The organism is Anabaena azotica FACHB-119, from assembly GCF_014697625.1.
GTDB classification, from domain to species: domain Bacteria; phylum Cyanobacteriota; class Cyanobacteriia; order Cyanobacteriales; family Nostocaceae; genus Trichormus; species Trichormus azoticus_A.
In genome coordinates, this window is sequence record NZ_JACJSG010000065.1 from 19,497 (window position 1) to 40,572 (window position 21,076).

The 21,076-nt window shown below is 42.2% G+C and carries 22 protein-coding genes and 1 rRNA gene; 13 read left to right on the forward strand and 10 right to left on the reverse strand.

Annotated features, from left to right (window positions below):
• The first annotated feature begins 30 nt into the window (after positions 1 to 30).
• Complete coding sequence (locus tag H6G83_RS31000; RefSeq protein ID WP_190479331.1) at positions 31 to 183, forward strand: hypothetical protein; 153 nt, start codon at positions 31 to 33, stop codon at positions 181 to 183.
• 281 nt (positions 184 to 464) lie between these two features.
• Entirely contained in the window at positions 465 to 1,163 is a 699-nt protein-coding gene (locus H6G83_RS31005; protein WP_190479333.1) for a Uma2 family endonuclease, read from the forward strand.
• 277 nt (positions 1,164 to 1,440) lie between these two features.
• On the opposite strand, the gene H6G83_RS31010 is transcribed toward H6G83_RS31005, so the two are convergent.
• Complete coding sequence (locus H6G83_RS31010; RefSeq protein WP_190479335.1) at positions 1,441 to 2,817, reverse strand: lysophospholipid acyltransferase family protein; 1,377 nt, start codon at positions 2,815 to 2,817, stop codon at positions 1,441 to 1,443.
• Positions 2,818 to 3,002: 185 nt separating this feature from the next.
• On the opposite strand from H6G83_RS31010, the gene H6G83_RS31015 reads away from it, so the two are divergent.
• Complete coding sequence (locus H6G83_RS31015) at positions 3,003 to 4,817, forward strand: proline--tRNA ligase (RefSeq protein WP_190479336.1); 1,815 nt, start codon at positions 3,003 to 3,005, stop codon at positions 4,815 to 4,817.
• A gap of 546 nt (positions 4,818 to 5,363) precedes the next feature.
• On the forward strand, positions 5,364 to 5,984 hold the full coding sequence (locus H6G83_RS31020) for a GerMN domain-containing protein (RefSeq protein ID WP_190479338.1): 621 nt from the start codon (positions 5,364 to 5,366) through the stop codon (positions 5,982 to 5,984).
• A 105-nt stretch (positions 5,985 to 6,089) separates the two neighbouring features.
• Here the strand turns inward: H6G83_RS31020 and H6G83_RS31025 are convergent, their stop codons facing one another.
• From H6G83_RS31025 to H6G83_RS36110, 4 genes are all read right to left on the reverse strand, one after another.
• Positions 6,090 to 6,434: an ArsR/SmtB family transcription factor gene (locus H6G83_RS31025; RefSeq protein WP_190479340.1), complete on the reverse strand. Its 345-nt coding sequence runs from the start codon at positions 6,432 to 6,434 to the stop codon at positions 6,090 to 6,092.
• A gap of 208 nt (positions 6,435 to 6,642) precedes the next feature.
• The gene (accB, locus tag H6G83_RS31030) at positions 6,643 to 7,188 is read right to left on the reverse strand and encodes an acetyl-CoA carboxylase biotin carboxyl carrier protein (protein ID WP_190479342.1); all 546 of its coding nucleotides are present in this window, start codon (positions 7,186 to 7,188) and stop codon (positions 6,643 to 6,645) included.
• 188 nt (positions 7,189 to 7,376) lie between these two features.
• Entirely contained in the window at positions 7,377 to 7,934 is a 558-nt protein-coding gene (gene efp, locus H6G83_RS31035) for an elongation factor P (protein WP_190479344.1), read from the reverse strand.
• A 155-nt stretch (positions 7,935 to 8,089) separates the two neighbouring features.
• The gene (locus H6G83_RS36110; protein ID WP_277876462.1) at positions 8,090 to 8,218 is read right to left on the reverse strand and encodes a hypothetical protein; all 129 of its coding nucleotides are present in this window, start codon (positions 8,216 to 8,218) and stop codon (positions 8,090 to 8,092) included.
• A gap of 27 nt (positions 8,219 to 8,245) precedes the next feature.
• Here H6G83_RS36110 and H6G83_RS31040 point away from each other — a divergent pair, with 27 nt between their 5' ends.
• Positions 8,246 to 9,352: a peptidylprolyl isomerase gene (locus tag H6G83_RS31040; RefSeq protein WP_190479346.1), complete on the forward strand. Its 1,107-nt coding sequence runs from the start codon at positions 8,246 to 8,248 to the stop codon at positions 9,350 to 9,352.
• 63 nt (positions 9,353 to 9,415) lie between these two features.
• On the opposite strand, the gene H6G83_RS31045 is transcribed toward H6G83_RS31040, so the two are convergent.
• The gene (locus H6G83_RS31045) at positions 9,416 to 9,988 is read right to left on the reverse strand and encodes a Uma2 family endonuclease (protein ID WP_190479348.1); all 573 of its coding nucleotides are present in this window, start codon (positions 9,986 to 9,988) and stop codon (positions 9,416 to 9,418) included.
• Between the two features lie 187 nt (positions 9,989 to 10,175).
• On the opposite strand from H6G83_RS31045, the gene thiL reads away from it, so the two are divergent.
• Positions 10,176 to 11,255, forward strand: coding sequence for a thiamine-phosphate kinase (gene thiL, locus H6G83_RS31050; protein ID WP_190479350.1), 1,080 nt, complete (start codon positions 10,176 to 10,178; stop codon positions 11,253 to 11,255).
• 105 nt (positions 11,256 to 11,360) lie between these two features.
• Here the strand turns inward: thiL and H6G83_RS31055 are convergent, their stop codons facing one another.
• The gene (locus H6G83_RS31055; RefSeq protein WP_190479352.1) at positions 11,361 to 12,374 is read right to left on the reverse strand and encodes a type I glyceraldehyde-3-phosphate dehydrogenase; all 1,014 of its coding nucleotides are present in this window, start codon (positions 12,372 to 12,374) and stop codon (positions 11,361 to 11,363) included.
• Between the two features lie 116 nt (positions 12,375 to 12,490).
• Positions 12,491 to 13,117 (reverse strand): nicotinate (nicotinamide) nucleotide adenylyltransferase, encoded by a 627-nt coding sequence (gene nadD, locus H6G83_RS31060; RefSeq protein ID WP_190479354.1) that lies wholly within the window; start codon positions 13,115 to 13,117, stop codon positions 12,491 to 12,493.
• A 150-nt stretch (positions 13,118 to 13,267) separates the two neighbouring features.
• Between nadD and H6G83_RS35030 the strand changes: the two genes are divergently transcribed.
• The 6 genes from H6G83_RS35030 to H6G83_RS31085 all read left to right on the forward strand — a co-directional run bounded on the left by H6G83_RS35030 (position 13,268) and on the right by H6G83_RS31085 (position 18,706).
• Positions 13,268 to 13,429 carry a hypothetical protein gene (locus H6G83_RS35030; RefSeq protein WP_206759010.1) on the forward strand — a complete coding sequence of 54 codons (162 nt, stop codon included), beginning with the start codon at positions 13,268 to 13,270 and terminating at the stop codon, positions 13,427 to 13,429.
• Between the two features lie 82 nt (positions 13,430 to 13,511).
• The gene (gene murC, locus H6G83_RS31065) at positions 13,512 to 14,996 is read left to right on the forward strand and encodes a UDP-N-acetylmuramate--L-alanine ligase (RefSeq protein WP_190479358.1); all 1,485 of its coding nucleotides are present in this window, start codon (positions 13,512 to 13,514) and stop codon (positions 14,994 to 14,996) included.
• Between the two features lie 96 nt (positions 14,997 to 15,092).
• The gene (murB, locus tag H6G83_RS31070; RefSeq protein ID WP_190479360.1) at positions 15,093 to 16,088 is read left to right on the forward strand and encodes a UDP-N-acetylmuramate dehydrogenase; all 996 of its coding nucleotides are present in this window, start codon (positions 15,093 to 15,095) and stop codon (positions 16,086 to 16,088) included.
• A 179-nt stretch (positions 16,089 to 16,267) separates the two neighbouring features.
• Entirely contained in the window at positions 16,268 to 16,615 is a 348-nt protein-coding gene (locus tag H6G83_RS31075) for a YbaB/EbfC family nucleoid-associated protein (protein ID WP_190479362.1), read from the forward strand.
• 231 nt (positions 16,616 to 16,846) lie between these two features.
• The gene (gene tnpB, locus H6G83_RS31080) at positions 16,847 to 18,025 is read left to right on the forward strand and encodes an IS200/IS605 family element RNA-guided endonuclease TnpB (RefSeq protein ID WP_190479364.1); all 1,179 of its coding nucleotides are present in this window, start codon (positions 16,847 to 16,849) and stop codon (positions 18,023 to 18,025) included.
• Positions 18,026 to 18,217: 192 nt separating this feature from the next.
• The gene (locus H6G83_RS31085; protein ID WP_190479366.1) at positions 18,218 to 18,706 is read left to right on the forward strand and encodes a low molecular weight protein-tyrosine-phosphatase; all 489 of its coding nucleotides are present in this window, start codon (positions 18,218 to 18,220) and stop codon (positions 18,704 to 18,706) included.
• An 89-nt stretch (positions 18,707 to 18,795) separates the two neighbouring features.
• Here the strand turns inward: H6G83_RS31085 and H6G83_RS31090 are convergent, their stop codons facing one another.
• A complete protein-coding gene (locus H6G83_RS31090) occupies positions 18,796 to 20,049 on the reverse strand; it encodes an ABC transporter substrate-binding protein (RefSeq protein WP_190479368.1) in 1,254 nt (417 codons plus the stop codon).
• 276 nt (positions 20,050 to 20,325) lie between these two features.
• On the opposite strand from H6G83_RS31090, the gene recR reads away from it, so the two are divergent.
• Complete coding sequence (gene recR, locus H6G83_RS31095; protein ID WP_199328649.1) at positions 20,326 to 20,883, forward strand: recombination mediator RecR; 558 nt, start codon at positions 20,326 to 20,328, stop codon at positions 20,881 to 20,883.
• A gap of 81 nt (positions 20,884 to 20,964) precedes the next feature.
• Here recR and rrf read toward each other — a convergent pair.
• A 5S ribosomal RNA gene (gene rrf, locus H6G83_RS36555) occupies positions 20,965 to 21,076 on the reverse strand; the annotation flags it as partial.

A 21,076-nucleotide genomic window follows, 5' to 3' on the forward strand; every position in this document is an offset into this window, starting at 1 on the left:
AACTTAAAAGCTACTTGGTATCAAGATTTGATGGTTCATCTATGCTGTAAGATATTTGGCGATCGCTATCCTTTCATTTTAATGCTTGAGGGTTGCCATGATTTATTATGGGCGATCGCCTATATTAGGTCTGACTTTTCACGGTATGTGGAAAAGTCAGAGGGTGTGGGGTGTAGGGTGTAGGGTGTAGTAAGGCTTTCTTCTTTTTCCCTACACCCTACACCCTATCCCCTACCCCCTGTCTTGACGGGGATTTTAGGACTTCCCGTGAAAAGTCAGATATTAGGTGACTCTTAACAGGTGATAGGTGACAGGTAAGGATTTTATGGCTGATCAATTAACCGATGTGGCGATCGCTTAACTCTTAACTTTGGCAACTCTTAAGTATTTTACACCCCTACACCCCTATAAATCGCTATAATACTGATAAAAACGCTGGCGTAGAAGATTTGTTGTCACCAGTTATGTTAAATTTGAACCTACCAAGGTACTTACCTTCAGCCGACGAACTACCCGACTCTGATGATGCGCCAGTGGATAATGAACTGCAAGAACTCGTCCCCGGCTTACTTAAAGCTATTCTGCTGATACTTTGGGCGGAACGCATGGATTGGTTTTTTGGGGTGGATATGGGTATCTATTATCACCCAGATGAATCGGCGATCGTTCCTGATGGCTTCTTGAGTCTTGGGGTGGAAAGATTTTATGATGAGGAACTGCGTCCCAGTTATGTACTTTGGGATGAAAAGGTGGTTCCCATTTTTGTGTTAGAAGTGGTTTCGCCAAAATATCGCAAAGAATACAGCGATAAATTAAATGATTATGCCGCTTTGGGTGTACTCTATTACGTGATTTATTCTTCTCACCGTCGCCGTAAACCGCGTTTAGAAGTACATAAATTAGTTAATGGTAAATATGAACTGCAAACAGGAAACCCCGTTTGGCTACCAGAAATTGGTTTAGGAATTGGTTGTGAAAGGGGAAATTATTGTGGAGTAACGCGAGAATGGATGTATTGGTACGACGAACAAGGAAAGCGTTACCCAACACCCCAAGAACAGATTAAACAGGCGCAACAACAAGCGCAAGCAGCGCAACAACGCGCCCAGCAGTTAGCTGAAAGATTACGTGCTTTGGGAATAGATCCTGATAAGATTATTTAAATCAGTTATCAGTTATCAGTTATCAGTTATCAGTTATCAGTTATCAGTCCTGACGACATATGGTGGGGGATAAAGAAGCGCCAAAATACCGCCTTCCACCAATTGGTGTGGTGTTTTACCAACGTATTTAAGTACGGGCGTGTTTAGCGGACATATCTGTTTTCCCCATGAATTTCTCAATCAACCCGCCCCTACTTACTGTTCACTTCTCCTTTTAGGGGAGAGGAATGGAAGTGGGGTTTTTTCCAGTCGTCGAACTCAGGTTAACCTAAGAATTTTAAAGTAAGTTATCCATTGCTTGTTGTAAATCGTTAGTGAAATCAGCAACGGCTTGTCTTGCACCTAAACGACTCTCTTTATATTTGGGATACATTTCTGTTATGGATAGCGGTTTACCAATGGTAATTTTGACTTTTTGCTTGCCTAATTTAGGACGCTGAAAAGATTTTGCCCCTTGAATTTTCGCTAACATTTGCCAGACAATTAAAACGGTTTCGGCAAATCTTTCTACAGTTGGTTTTTCGCGGATATAATTACCAGAAACAGCCACAAAACTTTCCACTAATCTCATGTGCCACATTCTCGCATTGGCTTCTTCTGCAACACGATCGCCTAATGCCCTCTCAACAGCAGATAATCCTTTAATATCCTTATAATCTTCCCTAAATATATAATTCCATCCCGCCTGTTCTACCCGACGACAGCGATCGCTCAAACTTCCCTTAGACTGTATATTAAAATACTGCTCGGCTATTTGTAGCGCTGCATTCAACAAAGCTTGTAACCGCAATTTTAAAGCTTCGTTGCGGTCAACACCTACCTCCTCTGTCACCACAGACAACTGGAGATGATAAAACCGCGTGTAAAACTGTTCCATCAAAGATAATAAATGTTCCGCCAAAGTCAACAAACGCGGATAAAGTGACTCTAAATCAGGAACTTGGGTATTAGCAGTTGTATCTACAGGTAAACCGCTAGCTACAGCCAACTCATCTAAAAGTTGAGCGATCGCACCCCAAGGCGCATCAACATAACTATATTTAATCCCAACTGGTACAATTAAAACCTGCTCGGTGCGTCCGGCTTTTTGCAAATCTTCAGCACACCAAAAACCCATTTGGGCAATTCCCGGTTCTAATGGACTCATCTTCTCCGATAACCCATTAGTAGCACCTTCTGGCGCAGCCGCCATCGGAAACTTACCATTGGCGAACAGATCCCGCGCCGAACGTAACCCAGTCCAGTCAGCCTTACCCCTCTGTATAGGAGTCCCACCCAATTGAGACGCAAGCCAGCCAACATAGCCACCCGCCCATAGTGGAATCCCGCGATCGTAGATAAAATGAGCGTGAATAGGAGATTCTAGTGTTATACTTTGCTGTCGTGCTACCCTCGGCACGATTTGCGAAAGCAGATAAACCAAAGAAAATGGATCTTCTGTCTGCGGATGGCGAAAAGCCAATAAAAAGCGGATTTTCTTCTCCTGAAACTCACGATAGAGTTTCACTAGAACCTCAACATTCTCTGCTTCAATGTGGTTAATGGTTGTTTGACTGCGTAACCACAATGGTAAGAACGAGTGAAAAAACCGCAGAAATAAAGGATTAAATGCTGGGGGAATAAATTCTAAAGGTGGTTGTGCTTGGTAAATCATATGTTGGGGACTGGGGGAGATAAGGGAGAAAGGGGAAAGGGGAAAGGGGAAAGGGGAAAAAGAACAACTGATAACTGATAACTGTCAACTGTCAACTGATAACTGTCAACTGATAACTGATAACTGTCAACTGATAACTGTCAACTGTCAAGTGATTTTGCAATTAGGAGTAAAGGAAGATAACGATGCGACTGTCACAAATGTTATTCGTTACACTGCGGGATGATCCGGCGGATGCGGAAATTCCTAGCCATAAGTTGTTATTACGTGCAGGATATATTCGTCGCATCGGTAGCGGTATTTATGCTTATCTCCCTCTGATGTGGCGGGTGTTGCAAAAGGTTTCCCAAATTGTGCGGGAAGAAATGAATGCTACAGGCGCACAAGAATGTCTTTTACCTCAATTACAACCTTCAGAATTGTGGAAGGAATCGGGACGTTGGGATACTTATACTAAAGCTGAGGGGATTATGTTTTCCCTCATTGACCGTCGTGAACAACAATTAGGGTTAGGGCCGACCCATGAGGAAGTAATTACAGCGATCGCTCGTGATATGATTCGCTCTTACCGTCAGCTACCCCTACATTTATATCAGCTACAAACCAAGTTCCGGGATGAAATTCGTCCCCGGTTTGGTTTGATGCGTGGACGGGAATTTATCATGAAGGACGGTTATTCTTTCCACGTCGATGAGGAAAGTCTGAAAAAAACCTACCAGGATATGTACCAAGCCTACAGCAATATGCTACGGCGTGCCGGTCTAGCGTTTCGTCCTGTAGAAGCTGACTCTGGTGCAATTGGGGGTTCTGGTTCAACAGAATTTATGGTGTTGGCGGATGCTGGGGAAGATGAAGTTCTCTACACTGATGATGGAAAATACGCCGCTAACGTAGAAAAAGCCGTTTCCTTACCTGCGGATGCTGAACCATCACAATTTACAACTTTTGCAAAGCGAGAAACACCGGGAACAGAGACAATTGAAAAGGTGACTCAATTCCTCAATGCGTCTCCTACGCAAGTGGTGAAAAATGTTCTTTACCAAGCTGTATATGATAACGGTTTAACAGTTTTGGTATTGATAAATATTCGTGGTGATCAAGAAGTCAATGATGTTAAATTACAAAACGAATTGACAAAATTGGCAGCTAATTACGGTGCTAAAACTATCATTAGTTTAACTGTCCCCAGTGCAGAAACACAGCAAACATGGACGGCAAAATCTTTACCATTAGGTTATATTGCACCAGATATTGCTGATGATTATATCGCTGGAAATAAACAAATTCATCCAAAATTTGTCCGCTTTGTTGATAAAACAGTCGTTGAGTTAAAAAACTTCATTACTGGTGCAAATGAAGCTGGTTATCACGTCGTTGGTGCGAATTGGGGCGAACAATTTACCTTACCAGAAATTGTTGTCGATGTGCGAAAAGCGAGACCGGGCGATCGCGCACTTCATGACCCTACACAAATCTTAAAAAGTGCTAGAGGAATTGAAGTCGGTCACATCTTCCAATTGGGTACAAAATATTCCCAAGCTTTAGGCGCAACTTATACCAATGAACAGGGAGAAGAAAAACCCCTCGTCATGGGTTGTTATGGTGTAGGTGTATCACGGTTAGCCCAATCAGCCGTAGAACAATCCTATGATAAAGATGGCATTATCTGGCCAGTAGCGATCGCTCCTTATCATGCAATTGTGACAATTCCTAACATTAACGATGCTCAACAGGTCGAAATTGCCCAAAGGCTTTACACTGAACTGAACCAAGCAGGAGTAGAAACTTTATTAGACGACCGTGATGAAAGAGCCGGAGTAAAATTCAAAGATGCCGATTTAATTGGCATTCCTTATCGTATTGTTACCGGAAGAGCTATTAGCAACGGTAAAGTTGAAGTAGTAGAAAGAGCCACTCGCCAATCTCAAGAAATCCCCATTGATGAAGTGATTATCACAATCAAACAGTGGATTAAAGCAGCCACAGAAAATAAAAATTGAATATTCACAGATGCGGAATAATCAATAAGCTATTACGCTTTGTTAACTGCTCACTGTTAACTGTTGACGGTTAACAGTTAACAGTTAACAGTTCCCACGAAAGCATATACAAGTTCAATACACGACAGATGATTCCGCTTTTCTCTACATTTCTAATTTAATCGTTGCAAATCTCAAGAAAAAACTAAGATTTACAGATTTACATAATTTGACAGGTGACGAATCCAAATGCAAATTCTAAAATTAAATATAAAGTTTCTAGAATGAGAAAGCGCAGCATTTGGATCTACAGAGCTATCCTTTAGGTTTTTTTGGAAACTCTCCATTTATTAACATCGTCCTTAACCAGGCTGCTCTTCATATCAAGACTACTTTAGGAATTACCCATGATGAAGAAAAGTTATGGTTTAGGCGGATATAGGGGTATAGGTGTATAGGAATGTAGGTTTCCACCTTACACCCCTACACCCTCACACCCCTACACCCTTACTTCAAGAAATTATCGTGTAAATCCTGTTTCAGCCCACAGTCAGGAAGGTTTTAAATATGAATAACCAACAAGGATCAAATCGTATATCTTCAGGTGTTATTGCCGCAGTCTCAGCAGCAGTTGTAGCGGTTAGCGGTGGCGTGGCTTGGATAACCTCCAAGACCCCCAGTCCATCCACACCCTCAAACCCATCCCACAGCGTCCAGCAACCAAACCAACCAACAACCAGACAGCCAAGTAATAACAATGAGCAAACAGCCAATGTTTACTGGCTACAACCGAAAGGCAACAATGTTGATTTAGTACCCCAACCTATCAAAGTAGCTGCTGTACAGCCAAATCAAGTATTAGAGATAGCTTTTAAAAACTTGTTAGAAGGCCCGACTGAAGGAACCAACTCTACCACCATTCCCAAGGGAACCAAGCTCTTAGGGTTAAAAGTGGAAAATAATAATGAGGTACACGTTAACTTATCAGAAGAATTTACCAGTGGTGGCGGTAGCACCTCAATGATGGGACGTGTAGGACAAGTAGTTTATACAGCCACAACATTAAACCCCAATGCCAAAGTTTACATTGAGGTAAATGGAAAATCCTTAGATACATTGGGAGGCGAAGGTGTGGTTTTAGACCAACCCCTAACCCGCGACAGCTTCAAGAAAGATTATCCGCTTTAGTCATTAGTCATTAGTCATTAGTCATTAGTCATTAGTCATTAGTCAATTGCTTTACACTATGGACTATGGACTATGGACTATGGACTATGGACTATCGACTATCGACTAATTCTTATTTAACACCCTAAAGTTACGGGCTTGCTGTTCTAACCTTGTCGCCAGGCGATCGCAAACCCGATTACATAACTCAAAAATCATTTCGTCTTCTACCCTGTAGTAAGCACTAGTCCCTTCGCTGCGGCGGCTGAGGATGCCTGCTTGCCACATTACTTTCAGGTGTTTGGAAACATTCGCCTGCGAAGTCTGGGTCGCCTCTACCAATTCTTGTACGCATTTTTCTTCATCCCGTAGCAAGTGCAACAGCCGCAGACGCATCGGCTCACTTAACAGGCTGAAGTATTCGGCTACTTGTTGCACCACTTCTGGAGATACAGGCAAGGCTTGTTTCATCAGGATTGACCCGCAGGACTGACTGTTTTACAAATGGTTCATTGCTATACGTCAGTTGTTAGTTATCAATTTCAGGGCTGGTAATGGGTAATGGGTAATAGGTAATAGGTTAATATTTCTTTTCAATTACCAATTACCGAACCCAACAACCATATATACATAACTAGTAACTTAGGTTAGTAATGACTCACTTAATATAGATTAATACTTAATCAGGTTTAATTCTCATTAATGGTTGGTTATATTCTACAGGTTCGCCATTTTGGATGAGAATTTCCACAACTTGTCCAGAAACCTCAGTCTCAATTTCGTTCATCAGCTTCATCGCTTCGATAATGCAGACCGTTTGGCCTTGACGCACGCGATCGCCAACTTCCACAAACGCCGCTTCACCAGGAGCCGGAGCGCGGTAGAACGTCCCCACCATTGGCGAAGGTACTTCCACCAATTTAGGGTCAATTATTTTTGCGCTTGGCAGTGTAGTAGCAGCTCCCCCGTTATCTGAAGTACGGCTTGTCCCCACCTCTGGCGCTGGAGTAGGAACCGCCTGGGTGATAATCGGTGTTACCGATGGCAATCCCGAACCAACCACACCGCTTAATGTCGCTTGAGCAACCGGCACAACTTGATTAGTAACACTAACACCTTTACGTACTGTTAGTTCAAAGTCATCACTTTTGAGAGTTACTTCTGCAATATCTGTTTGTGCAATAGTTGTCAGCAGTTGACGGATTTCATTAAAGTCCAATGGCACAGTTTTTATTACCTCGACCAGTCCGTAAATTAAGAATATTTAATACCAATTTGGCAAAATCCATAGTTCCAAGCTCAAAAATAATAATGGAATCTGGTTTTTTGAATTTTGAATTGGCTTAGTGTGGCAGGGGATTTAATCCCTAAATAGGGATTGAAATCGGGAGTTGTTCTCGGATGAGATCAAACTTATTCCCTGCCTAAATATTTATCATCGCGTGTATCAATTTTGATCCGTTCCCCTTGAGAAATAAACAAAGGAACCATGACAATTGCACCTGTTTCCACAGTTGCAGGCTTAGTACCACCTGTAGCAGTATCACCTTTAACACCAGGATCTGTTTGCACAACTTCCAAAACTACGGAGTTAGGGAGTTCAACTTCCAACACTTGGTCGCCCCAGCGAATCACGTTTACTTCCATACCTTCCTTGAGGTATTTGACGCGATCGCCAATTTGTGATGCACTAAGCCGTCCCTCTTCATAGCTTTCCATATCCATAAAGACGAACTCATCGCCCTCTTTATAGGTATGCTGCATCGTAATTTTTTCTAACGTAGCTTGTGGTACAGTTTCCCCAGCCCGGAAAGTTCTTTCTAAAACCTTACCACTTTGCACATTTTTGAGAGTTGTCCGCACAAAGGCAGAACCCTTACCAGGCTTAACGTGAAGGAAATCAATCACTCGCCATACAGACCCATCAAGGACAATGGATACACCAGGTCGAAAATCGTTACTAGAGATCATGAAGCTTTCAAATTTTGGAAGACAATCGGCATTTATTGTACCCTTCAACAGGAGTCATTAGTCCATAGTCATTAGTCATTAGTCCATAGTCATTAGTCATTAGTCCATAGTCATTAGTCCATAGTCATTAGTCCATAGTCATTAGTCATTAGTCATTAGTTTTTCTCCTCATCCCCCTCATCTCCCTCATCTCCCTCATCTCCCTCATCTCCCTCATCTCCCCAATCCCTTGAATACTCATGCTCGTACTGTGGGAAGATGATTGATGGGTTACGCCTAGTCAACAATTTGATGCTACATTGAGCTATTCCATGTTGAATTTATTAAAATCCTGGCTGAAGAACAGCCTCATGGCAATACTGCTAGTAACAATATTTTTAGGCATAAATACAGCTGTCTGGACTCCTTCCAGTAACGCTGCTTTACCATCTGGAAATGCAATTACTGACGGCAGAGCTTTGTTGCGGTATGCACTCCCGATAGATAATAAGCCAGTACGCGAACTACAAGCCAGTTTAGAAGATATTTCTAACCAACTGCGTGCTAATAAACGCTGGGGTGCTGTCTCCAAAGACCTGAGTAAAGCATCCCGCATTCTTGATAAACCTTCACAAATCCTAACCAGCGTTCCGGAAGAACACCAACCCCAAGCCGAAACTTGGATTAATGAATTGAAATCTGGTGTAGCAAAAGTTCAAGAACTTGCTCAAACCAAAAATAAAGAACAAGTTCTCATAGAGAGAGGGAAACTGTTAAATTTAGTTTCCCTGTTGGAAGAATCAATGGTCAAGGAATTTCCCTTTGAAGTTCCCGAAGAGTACAGCAACCTTCCCCAACTCAAAGGACGCGCCACTATCGCCATTAAAACCAATAAAGGCGATTTAACCGTTGTCGTAGATGGTTACAGCGCCCCCGTCACCGCCGGGAACTTTGTAGATTTAGTACAACGAGGATTTTATAACGGTTTAGAATTTACCCGTTCTGAAGAATCTTACGTTCTACAAACAGGAGACCCCCCAGGCAAAGAACAAGGCTTTATTGACCCTACAACAGGTAAATATCGAGCTATCCCCCTAGAAATTCTCGTAGAGGGCGATAAAGAACCCACCTATGGCATTACCTTAGAAGATGCTGGTCGTTACCTAGATATGCCAGTATTACCATTCTCTTCCTTTGGTGCGTTAGCAATGGCTCGTCCAGAAAGCGAAGTTGATGGTGGTTCTTCTCAAGTCTTCTTCTTCCTGTTTGAACCAGAACTCACCCCAGCCGGACGCAACCTCTTAGATGGTCGTTATTCAGTTTTTGGCTATCTGATAGAAGGTAAAGATATTTTAGATACACTCAAAGCCGGCGACAAAATCGAATCAGCCACCGTAGTTCAAGGTATAGAAAACCTAGTAGAACCTCAATCAACCTAATCTATAAAGTTAGTAGTAAGCACTTTAGTGCTGACACCCAACTAAAGCGCTTACTACAAAGACCTAATCAAGCTTCCCAGCAGCCAACACTTGCTCAGGTGCGATCGCTAATTCGGGAAAAGTCCGCGATACAATCTTCTGGTCAGCAGTAAACACAGTCTCCTCATAAAACCCTTCTTCGAGCAAGAATACAGAAATTTTCGCTTCTAGTGGGTCAATAATCCAATATTCTGGCACTTCAACCGCCGCATACTCAGACCGCTTATGGCGATAGTCCCGCTTGATAGAATCTGGACTGACTACCTCTACAATCAGTAATGGTGGTGTCTCAAACACGGCTGATACATTGAGCAATTCTTTTGCTTGTTCCTGCGTCACTACAGACAGGTCAGTTAACCGAGATTTATTTTTCCCCGTCCTCACCCCAGTTTCTCGAAAAGTTAACCAAGGTAAACTCAAGCGATGGATTTCTGCTATTAATGCGGTATCTAAAAAAGCCACAATCAAAAAATGTTGAATTGTCGGGGGATTCATTAATTCCAACCTGCCATCCACAAGCTCGTAATGAAAACCAGTGCCATCATCATAAGTTAAATACTCTTCAAAGGTGAGATTTGTTACTGGTGTAGTGACCATCTCAACAGACCCCTAGACGATACAATTATCGTAACTTGAGGCAGTGGACAGTTATCAGTGAACAGTGGAAATAACCAGACAACTGCCAACCGTCAACTGTCAACTGTCCATCACTCAGGTGTTGGATGTTTTGGGTGTTTAATTATTGGCAACAGTCAATTGTCAACTGTCAACTGTCAACTGACCAATGACCAAAGTAAAAGATATTGGCGAACAAGGACTACTGGAAAGATTACAACGCTTCTGTCCACCAGATGTTATTGGTGATGATGCGGCGGTACTGGTGACAGACCCAGAGCAATCTTTGGTAGTCACAACAGATATGCTCGTTGATGGTGTGCATTTTAGCAATGCTACCACTTCCCCAGAAGATGCCGGTTGGCGGGCGGCGGCGGCGAATTTGTCCGATTTGGCGGCGATGGGTGCTACTCCCTTGGGGATCACTGTTGCACTGGGGCTTCCAGGGGATTTGAGTGTTAATTGGGTAGAAAGCTTATACCAAGGCATGACAGAGTGCTTGCAACAATACCATACCCCGATTGTGGGTGGGGATGTGGTGCGATCGCCTATCACCAGCTTATCCATTACTGCTTTCGGTCAAGTCCATCCCAACAGGATTATCCGCCGTGGTGCTGCTCAAGTTGGGGATGCGATCGTTGTCACAGGTGTTCATGGAGCCTCCCACGCTGGCTTAAAACTGCTTTTAGACCCCCAAATAGGCAAACACCTCACCACCACAGAACAGGCGGCTTTAATCAAAGCACACCAGCGTCCTCAGCCACGATTAGATGTCCTCCCCCACCTATGGAAAATCCTCGACAATTCAAAATTCAAAATTCAAAATTCAAAATTAAGAATCAACAACTCTCCCAGTCCCCAGTCCCCAGTCCCCAGTCCCCAGTCCCTAACACCCGTCGCCGGCATGGATAGCAGTGACGGTCTAGCCGATGCGGTGTTACAAATTTGTCGCGCCAGTGGAGTTGGTGCTGTGCTAGAAAGTTCCCAAATTCCTCTACCAACAGCCTTTGATCATTGGCTAACATCAGAACAAGCCTTGAACTATGCTTTATACGGTGGCGAAGACTTTGAATTAGTGTTGTGTTTACCACCAGAAGCTGCAAAAACCCTAGTACAACAATTAGGTCAAGACGCAGCTATCATCGGCAGCATTACATCAGATACAAAAGTACTATTGCATCATCAAAATCAAAAAATCCCTGACCAAGTTCTCAACCTTAGCCAGGGATTTCAACATTTTAGTCCATAGTCTATAGTCCATAGTCCATAATTAAAAACTGTTTTAGTCAATAGTCTATAGTCCATAGTCCATAATTAAAAACTGTTGACTATTGACTATTGACTATTGACTAACTTAAACCCACTTCTGGGCCACCAATTCTGCCAAATCGAGAACGCGCTGGCTGTAACCCCACTCGTTGTCATACCAAGCCATGACTTTTACTAAGTCATTACCCATAACTAGGGTTAAGCTTGCGTCAATGATAGAGGAAGCATCGGTTCCTTGATAATCGGACGATACCAATTGCAGTTCGCTGTAGTCCAAAATGCCTTTGAGTGGACCTTCAGAAGCATCCTTGAGGGCTTGGTTGACTTCTTCAGTAATAGTACGCTTCTCAACCTGAACCACGAAATCTACCATTGAGACGTTCGGGGTAGGTACGCGCAAGGCAACACCATTCAGTTTGCCTTTGAGTTCTGGGATAACTAAGGCCACTGCTTTCGCCGCACCTGTGGAGGTGGGGACGATGTTGATGGCGGCTGCTCTTGCCCGGCGCACATCACGGTGAGAAGCGTCTAATAAGCGCTGGTCACCTGTGTAGCTGTGGGTGGTGGTCATCGTACCCTTGATGATACCAAATTTTTCGTGTATTACCTTAGCAATGGGAGCTAGACAGTTAGTTGTACAGCTGGCATTACTGATAACGTGGTGTACGTTGTGGTCATACTCATGATGATTGACACCAATTACAAAAGTGCCATCCTCGTTTTTACCGGGGGCTGTAATCAAAACTTTCTTAGCTCCAGCATTAACGTGCTTTAACGCACCTTCTTTGCTGGTAAACACGCCTGTGGCTTCAATAATTAAATCAATTTCCCATTCTTTCCAGGGCAAGTTTTCTGGATTGCGATCAGATACGCATTTAATGGTTTTACCGTTAACGATAATAGAGTTGTCGTCAGCCGTAATGTCAACATCCTTTAACTTCCCAAGCATGGAGTCATACTTTAGGAGGTGAGCATTAGTTCTTGGATCTGATGTGTCATTGATAGCTACTAGGTCGATATTGCTATTTTGTCTTCCTAGCCAGCAACGTGCAAAGTTACGTCCGATGCGCCCGAACCCGTTGATTGCGACTCTAATCACAGTGTCTTGCCCTCTGTATTTATGCCTATAAGTTGATATCTTTGACCCCAATCATATCGCAAAGGGGGAAGGTATTTATAACCATAAAGTGTTAGATCCAAAAAAAAATACATATTTTATTCAGAATTTTCTGAATAGAGGTTGTGAGTTGTGATGTAGGCTCTAACATTTTCTGGCACTAAGTAACGAATTGACTTGCCTGAGCGATAAAGTTTACGAATTAGACTTGACGAAACTCCCATTAAGGGGATATGCAATAAGTGCCAGTGAATAGTAATTGACTGCTCCCCCAGTTTTTGCTTCACTTGCTTGCAGATTATCTCACTTTGAGCTATATTCTCACCACCTAGCAATCGGGGTGCGATTAACCAATCACACATTTGCGCTAGTTCATGTCCACGGTACCAGTGAGGTAAGGTTTGGAAGGTATCCAAGCCTACTATCCAGTACCAGTGAATATTTGGGAAATAAGCAGATAAGTCGATCAAGGTATTGATCGCATAAGAAACTCCTGGGCGATTTTTCTCCACAGAGGAGACAGTAAACGCCGGGTTATCTTGTGTAGCTAAATGCAGCATTTCCAGGCGATGTCTAAAACAAGACGCTTTTTTATGAGGAGGATTTGATGAGGGAACCCAAATTAATTTTTCTATGGGTAACTGCTGTAAAGCCGTCTCGGCTATGAGTAGGTGTCCCCAGTGGATGGGGTCAAATGTACCGCCAAAAATTGCCAAATGCTGCATGGTGATGTCTTGGCTATATGCGCTTGAAAATGATTTTCATCGGCAACATCATAATTTTAATCAAATTCATGCTCAGGCTTGATGGAATATTCAAAGCAGTTTCGCTAGGAATATGGTTATGTAGGCAATACCAGTAAGGAATGGAATAGTATGTATTTCACATTACAAGAATTTCTTTCCCGATGTGACAAAAATTTACTGAATAATCATAAAAACAGTATAGAAATAGCAAAAACCTCTAACCAAGGTAAAATCATTCTCAATAATCAAAACCCTAGTAAAAAATCATCCTTGAAAAACCTATCGGAGTAGTTACAGAAAAAATACAAATCCTGTTATGATACCCGTGTCATTTGTGATTTATGGTGTGGTGTGGTGTTAAGAGGAGTAATCAATGAATAATAGCGTAGATTTTGCTGGTAGACCGTTTCATTTCATCGGCATAGGCGGTATAGGAATGTCGGCTCTGGCTTATGTTCTGGCAAAACGTCAATTGCCAGTTTCGGGTTCTGACCTACGACCGAATCATATTACGCGCAAATTGGAATCTATCGGCACTCATATATTTAGTAGACAAGAAGCAAGTAATCTTGAGTTCTTTGGGACTAAAGTAGAATCTAAAGAAATAGAATTAAATTCACAACAAAGGTTTCCGGGTGGAAGTTCAACATTACCCCAAGTAATATGTTCTACCGCAATTAACGCCAACAATTTAGAATATCAAGCAGCAATAAAATTAGGTTGTCCGATTTTTCATCGTTCAGATGTACTAGCTGCTTTAATTGCCGAACATCATAGCATTGCTGTAGCCGGAACTCACGGTAAAACCACAACTAGTAGCATGATTGGCTATATGTTACTAGCAGCAGGTTTAGACCCGACAATTATTGTCGGTGGAGAAGTTAATGCTTGGGAAGGCAATGCTAGAATAGGTCAAAGTCCCTATTTAGTAGCTGAAGCAGACGAATCAGATGGTTCTTTGGTGAAACACGCTCCAGAGATTGGCATTATCACTAATATTGAATTAGACCATCCTGACCACTACGACACCTTAGAAGAAGTAGTTGAGATTTTTCAGACATTTGCCAAGGGTTGCAAAACCTTGATTGGTAGTATCGATTGTGCAACAGTGCGCGAGTTGCTACGCAACGCCGGAGGCGATCGCCTAAAACCAACAATTACTTATAGTCTCCATCAAGATACAGCAGCTGACTACACCGTTACGAATATTGACTACCGCGCAGATGGGACTACTGCTTTAGTCTGGGAAAAAGGCAAAGCTTTAGGTGTGCTGAAATTAAGATTACTAGGTCGCCATAACTTGAGTAATGCCCTAGCCGCAGTAGCTGTTGGTCGCCACCTGGGTTTAGCATTTGGGGACATCGCTAAAGGTATCGCCAGCTTTGAAGGTGCAAGACGACGCTTTGAATTTCGAGGCGAAGTCGATGGTATTACCTTCATTGATGATTACGCCCATCACCCTAGCGAAATTCGCGCTACCTTAGCCGCCGCCCGCCTCCAAGCCAGACCAGGACAAAGAGTGGTTGCTATCTTCCAACCCCATCGCTATAGTCGTACCCTGACCTTTTTAGAAGAATTTGCCGAGTCCTTCAGCCACGCTGATTTGGTAGTTCTGACCGATATTTACAGCGCCGGCGAACCGAATTTAGGACAAATTAGTGGTGAACAGTTGGCAGAGAAAATTGCTCAACAACATCCACAGGTAGTTTATCAGCCAACGATCGCCACAGTTTGCGAGTACCTACTGAAAACTCTCCGCCCTGGTGACTTAGCCCTATTTCTGGGTGCAGGAAATCTCAATCAAGCAATTCCAGAAATTATTACCACACTATGCGAACCTGCTACAGCCACATTGTAAGGATACTTATAAGTGTCTGTTTAGCGACAGTTTTAGCAAAATTGCCGTATTTTTACGGCAAATAAATGTAAAAATTTCACAAATAATTGATGTAAGATGAAAATTTCCCAGGCAGTCGGAAACGCCTGCACAGTTCCTGCTTCCAATGTAGCGACACAGGATAGCAATCGAGCAAGAGAGAGTAAAATTATTTACTTACCCGGTACAAATTGCGAGATTAAATCCCAGGCTTTGTTATCAGCCTATACTTCCTATCAGGTTGGTGGGGCGGCTGAATTATATGTTGCACCTCGTGATGTAGAAGGATTGCAAGCGAGTCTTAAGTATGCAAAAGAACGTGATTTAAGAGTAACAACCTTGGGCGCAGGGTCTAATCTGTTAGTTAGCGATCGCGGGATCTCTGGTTTAGTTATTGCTACCCGACACCTGCGTTACAAATATTTTGACCACCAAACCGGACAAATAACTGTAGCGGCTGGTGAATCAATTCCCAGCCTAGCATTAGAAGCGGCGAAACTGGGCTGGCAAGGATTAGAGTGGGCTGTGGGTATCCCTGGTAGTGTTGGCGGTGCGGTAGTGATGAACGCCGGAGCGCATAATAGCTGCATCGCAGATATATTAGTAAGCGCTCAGGTACTTTCACCAGATGGCACCTTGGAGACACTTACGCCAGAGGAATTGGGTTATGCGTATCGTACTTCATTATTGCAAGGGAGCGATCGCGTAGTTACCCAAGCCACACTCCAATTACAACCAGGCTTTGACCCCGCTCTTGTCACAGCCACAACTAAACAACACAGACAGCATCGTCTAAGCACCCAACCTTACAACTACCCCAGTTGTGGCAGTGTGTTCCGTAACCCCAAACCCTATGCGGCAGGCTGGTTAATTGAACAATCTGGCTTAAAAGGCTATCAAATAGGCGGCGCACAAGTAGCTAATCTCCATGCCAATTTTATCGTTAATCGTGGAGGAGCCAAAGCCAACGACATCTTCCGCCTCATCCGTCATATCCAACAGGAAGTTCAAGAACGTTGGTCAATCCTGTTAGAACCAGAAGTGAAAATGCTTGGAGAATTTCAGGCGGCTTGAGAGGCTGGGGACTGGGGATTCAGTCAGTGATACAGTTATTAGTGAACAGTTATCAGATTATGTTCACTGATAACTGACACACCCAATCGCTAAAATTTCGGTAAAAAAAGAGGCAAATCACCCACCGCATCTATAATTGAATTTGACTTGTTATTCAACGCACACGCGGACTATCAATTATGACAGGAAAAGGACAAGGATTTGGCTTTGGCTTGGGAAAAATGAAAGAACTGGCCGATGCTTTCAAAAAAGCGCAGCAAGTTCAAGAAGGCGCAAAGCGACTCCAAGAAGAATTGGAGCAAATGGAAATTCAGGGAGAATCTGGCGGTGGCTTAGTCAAGGTAATTGTCAGTGGCAACCAAGAACCAAAGCGGGTAGAAATTTCCCCGGATGCTTTAGCACAGGGGGCAGATTTACTTTCGGATTTGGTAACGGCTGCAATGAAAGATGCTTACAACAAGTCCACAGCCACCATGCGCGAACGTATGGAAGATTTGACCAGTGGTTTAGAATTACCTGGATTTTAGTTAATAGTCATTAGTCATTAGTCATTAGTCATTAGTCAACAGCTTTGTAGACTATAGAGTTTCGACTACTGACTTTTGACCTTATTTATCAATCTTTGCGGGAAGACCCCATGCGAAACATTCGCGTAGCGTGCCGTTAGGAAAGTGGAGCTTGGGGATGAAAGCAAAGCCAAAGTCTATGGCACTTAACTAATTGAGTTGAAGAGCGATAAGTATTGTATAGTAAGCATCATGGGAAATAAAGCTTACAAATTTCGACTCTATCCAAATAAAGAGCAATCTGCATTTCTGGCAAAGTGCTTTGGTTGCTCCAGGTTTGTATACAACCATTTTTTAAGGCTCACAACAGATGTCTACGCCGATTCTAAAAAGTCTCTGCGTTACAAAGAATGGGCGAAGCTATTAACAGATTTGAAGTCAGATTTTGAATGGCTCAAAGAAGTTAATTCCCAGTCACTACAGCAAACTCTTAAGGATTTAGAGTCAGCATTTGTCAGATTTTTTAAAAAGTTAGGAGGATTCCCAAACTTTAAAAAGAAAAGTAATCGGCAATCGTTCAGAGTGCCACAACACTTTTTAATAGACAATAATGGGTTTCTCAAGCTCCCTAAGATGACACCTATCAAAATGGTAATTCATAGGGAAATACTAGGAACACCAAAAAATGTTACTATATCTAAGACCCCATCTGGGAAGTATTACGCATCAATAGTAAGTGAACAAGACATCCCTCATGCACCCTTAAATGGTGACAAGATTGGTGTAGACTTAGGGTTAAAAGAGTTTGCAATTACATCAAAGGGTGAGAAGTTTGAGAATCCTAGATATTTTCAAAAATCTTTACGCCGACTCAAGATAAGACAGAAGAGATTAAGCAGAAAACAGAAAGCTTCTAGTAATCGCAGTAAAGCTAGATTAGTTGTAGCTAAGATTCATGAAAAGGTGGCTAATCAACGGCAAGATTACCAACACAAAATTAGTCGGAAACTGGTATCCGAGAACCAAAGAATATCAGCAGAAAGTCTAAACATTAAAGGGATGGTAAAAAACCGTAAATTAGCCAAACAGATCAGTGATGTGGCGTGGGGTAATTTCCTCACCATGTTGGAATACAAAGGAGATATCTATGGTTGTGAAGTTCACTACGTAGATAGGTTCTTCCCTAGTTCTAAAAGATGTTCTAATTGTGGCTACATTAAGCAAGATTTAACCCTTGCCATTCGTGAATGGCGGTGTCCAGAATGTTCAAAAATATGGGACAGAGATATAAATGCTGCCCTGAACCTGATGCTGTTTATGAAGTCAAAAATACCCTTGGAAGAAGGGAAATTTACGCCTGATCAGCTAGTTGAAAGACTAGGGATGAACCGGGATACTAGTTCAGGACAGGAAGCCACAGGTGCAGCGTAGCGGAACCTGTGGTACTTCACACAAGCTTATAGAAAGATAGTAGGTGACAGTATCAGAAGTTACTTGCTATAAAACTTAATCAAACTAATTTATAGGATTCATACTGAATTTGAGAAATATAAGTAGGCAATGCCCACTAAAACTATAATAAGGTGGGCATTGCCTACCCTACTTAATTACGTATTAGTATTTATGCCTTACAAACTACTGTTTGTCTGCTTGGGGAATATTTGTCGCTCACCCTCGGCAGAAAATATTATGAATCATCTTATTGAACAGGCTGGTTTGAGCGATAAAATTATTTGTGACTCTGCTGGTACTTCTAGCTATCACATCGGTAGCCCACCTGATCGAAGAATGAATGCTGCGGCGGTGGCAAAGTTAGGAATTACATTGCGTGGTCGAGCTAGGCAATTTATTAAAGCTGATTTCCAAGAATTTGATCTCATCTTGGCAATGGATAGAGACAATTACGACGACATTATTGCACTTGAGACCACTGGAAAATATCATGACAAAGTGCATTTGATGTGTGAGTTTTGCTCTCGCCACAAATTGAAGGAAGTGCCAGACCCCTATTATGGTGGGACAGAAGGATTCAATCAGGTAATTGATTTGCTAGTTGATGCTTGTGAGGGTTTACTGGAATATGTTAGGGAACAGGAGACAGGGGACTCTTAACAGGCTTGACAGCTTCTTATTTTCGGGGTTTTAGTACTTTATTTTCGTAAATATGTAATGAGGACTTTAGTCCTCATTACAAACTTCTTTTATTTGATATTTAAGAAAGTAAATTTACCATTGACACCGTTTGGTTCCATTTTCAATTGAGCTACATAAAACTCTTTTTGAATTACTTCGCCTACTGGTGTAAAAGCAATTTCACCAAGAGGAGTTTGATAGGTTAGTTTAAGTAATTCTTGATTCAATTCTTTACGCAACTGTGGCATTGATAAATTATTAATTTGTCTTTTTTTGTTTAAAGATTGCAACGCTTCTACATATACCTGTAAAGCAGCAAAAGATTGGGCGCTGACTTGGGATGGTTCTTTACGATATTGCTCTATATAGGCTTTACGAAATGCTGTGTTAATTTCATTTTTGTATTCTGGGCTGTAAGCTTGGGCAATAATTATGCCATCACAAAGCAGGCTACAGACTGAAAATATATGTGATGTATTAAATCCATTCCCACCAATGATTATGCCTTTATAACCAAGTTCTCGCAATTGTTTTACTAAATTTCCTCCATCGACAGCTAACCCAGAAATAATTGCTAAATCGGGTTTTAAATTAATTGCACTGCTGGCTTGAGTTTGAAAATCAGTATCTGTAGTTTGAAACTTTTGGACTGTGACTAAATCTAATCCTAAATCTTTAACTGTTTTCTGAAAAATCTCTGTTTCGGATTTATTAAACGCATCATTTTGTGCGTAAAATACAGCTACTCTTTTGATTTGAGGATTTTGTTTAAGTGCTGCTTTCACTGCATAAGGGGCTACGACAGCCACAGATGAGGAAACACGGGCTACATAATCACCAATTTCGGGAATACCTTTAGCTGTATTTGATGAGCCAATAACTGGAGTTTGATTGCGTTCTGCTATGGGGTCAGCGCTAAAGGCTTGTTGTGACAGGGTAGGGCCAATAATGCCAACAACGTTATTTTGATTAATTAAAGTTTGAAAGGCGTTAATCGCACCAACTTCATCGCCACCCGTATCTTGAAATATTAATTTAATCTGTTTACCGTTGATACCACCTTTGCTATTAAAATATTTTTCGGCAATCTTTACCCCGTCAGTTCCTTCTTGACCCAGTAACGCTACATTACTTGTTTGGGCAAAGGCAATACCAATAGGAATAGTGTTAGCTGGGCTTGTTGTGGCTGTGGCATTATTGGCGGAGTCTATTCCAACACTGCTACTCTTACCACAAGCTGTCACTAGGACAGAGCAGATGCAAAATAATGTTGTGTAATGAGGGATACTAAGGCGGAATCTAAGGGCGATCGCATTTTTCATATTGATATCAATCCGATTTTATAGCTAGAAAACACATACGTTCATTTACAAAATACCGTATGTTGAAGAAAGAGAGTTTTTAGTAAAATTTAAAAGACTGCTGATTGTCTGAACTAGCACGTGAATTACAAAAGTCATCTTATAAATATGAATCAGTCATCATAATTAAATAAACAATTCACAATTCTGTAAAAATGTCATCATAGTTAAAGTAATAAATATTCTGGAGACAAAACCACGGTTTACGCACGCCCCTTAGCACGGTTAATAGAACAATTGCAACGCTTACCAGGAGTTGGTCCTAAAACTGCCCAAAGACTAGCATTGCATATTTTAAAACGACCCGAATCTGAAGTAGAAGCTTTAGCCCAAGCATTGGTTGAAGCCAAAAAACAAGTAGGCTTATGTTCTGTCTGCTTCCATCTATCTGCTGAACCAGTTTGTGAAATATGTCGCAATCCTAACCGTGACAACAACACATTTTGCGTTGTCGCAGATTCTCGTGATGTAATTGCACTAGAGAAAACTCGCGAATACAAAGGTAAATACCATGTTTTAGGCGGAGTCATCTCTCCAATTGATGGAATCGGCCCAGAACAGTTAACTATTCAAGCGTTAGTCAGGCGCGTGAGTCAGCAAAAACCACGAGAAGTAATCTTGGCAATTAGTCCAAGCGTAGAAGGAGAGACAACTACCCTTTATGTAGGTCAACTACTGAAGCCATTTACTAAAGTGACACGAATCGCCTTTGGGTTACCCGTAGGTGGAGATTTAGAATATGCTGACGAGATTACACTAGCAAGAGCATTAGAAGGACGCAGGGAGTTATATTAACTATAGTCAATCATCAGATATAAAATTAGCCAACAAAAAAGCGCTCTCAGTATTTGAGAGCGCTTTTCTGATGAAAAATAAACCTGGCACCGAGCGATTGTGGCGTAGGGCAACCCCTAAACTATCGTAGCCGTAGCAGAGTTTCACAACTGAGTTCGGGATGGGTTCAGAGTGGGACCAATGCACCATAGGC

Coding starts and splice junctions, on each gene's coding strand:
- H6G83_RS31000 (WP_190479331.1), top strand. CDS start 31: ATGGTTCATCTATGCTGTAAGATATTTGGCGATCGCTATCCTTTCATT.
- H6G83_RS31005 (WP_190479333.1), top strand. CDS start 465: ATGTTAAATTTGAACCTACCAAGGTACTTACCTTCAGCCGACGAACTA.
- H6G83_RS31010 (WP_190479335.1), bottom strand. CDS start 2,817: ATGATTTACCAAGCACAACCACCTTTAGAATTTATTCCCCCAGCATTT.
- H6G83_RS31015 (WP_190479336.1), top strand. CDS start 3,003: ATGCGACTGTCACAAATGTTATTCGTTACACTGCGGGATGATCCGGCG.
- H6G83_RS31020 (WP_190479338.1), top strand. CDS start 5,364: ATGAATAACCAACAAGGATCAAATCGTATATCTTCAGGTGTTATTGCC.
- H6G83_RS31025 (WP_190479340.1), bottom strand. CDS start 6,434: ATGAAACAAGCCTTGCCTGTATCTCCAGAAGTGGTGCAACAAGTAGCC.
- efp (WP_190479344.1), bottom strand. CDS start 7,934: ATGATCTCTAGTAACGATTTTCGACCTGGTGTATCCATTGTCCTTGAT.
- H6G83_RS31040 (WP_190479346.1), top strand. CDS start 8,246: ATGTTGAATTTATTAAAATCCTGGCTGAAGAACAGCCTCATGGCAATA.
- H6G83_RS31045 (WP_190479348.1), bottom strand. CDS start 9,988: ATGGTCACTACACCAGTAACAAATCTCACCTTTGAAGAGTATTTAACT.
- thiL (WP_190479350.1), top strand. CDS start 10,176: ATGACCAAAGTAAAAGATATTGGCGAACAAGGACTACTGGAAAGATTA.
- nadD (WP_190479354.1), bottom strand. CDS start 13,117: ATGCAGCATTTGGCAATTTTTGGCGGTACATTTGACCCCATCCACTGG.
- H6G83_RS35030 (WP_206759010.1), top strand. CDS start 13,268: ATGTATTTCACATTACAAGAATTTCTTTCCCGATGTGACAAAAATTTA.
- murC (WP_190479358.1), top strand. CDS start 13,512: ATGAATAATAGCGTAGATTTTGCTGGTAGACCGTTTCATTTCATCGGC.
- murB (WP_190479360.1), top strand. CDS start 15,093: ATGAAAATTTCCCAGGCAGTCGGAAACGCCTGCACAGTTCCTGCTTCC.
- H6G83_RS31075 (WP_190479362.1), top strand. CDS start 16,268: ATGACAGGAAAAGGACAAGGATTTGGCTTTGGCTTGGGAAAAATGAAA.
- tnpB (WP_190479364.1), top strand. CDS start 16,847: ATGGGAAATAAAGCTTACAAATTTCGACTCTATCCAAATAAAGAGCAA.
- H6G83_RS31085 (WP_190479366.1), top strand. CDS start 18,218: ATGCCTTACAAACTACTGTTTGTCTGCTTGGGGAATATTTGTCGCTCA.
- H6G83_RS31090 (WP_190479368.1), bottom strand. CDS start 20,049: ATGAAAAATGCGATCGCCCTTAGATTCCGCCTTAGTATCCCTCATTAC.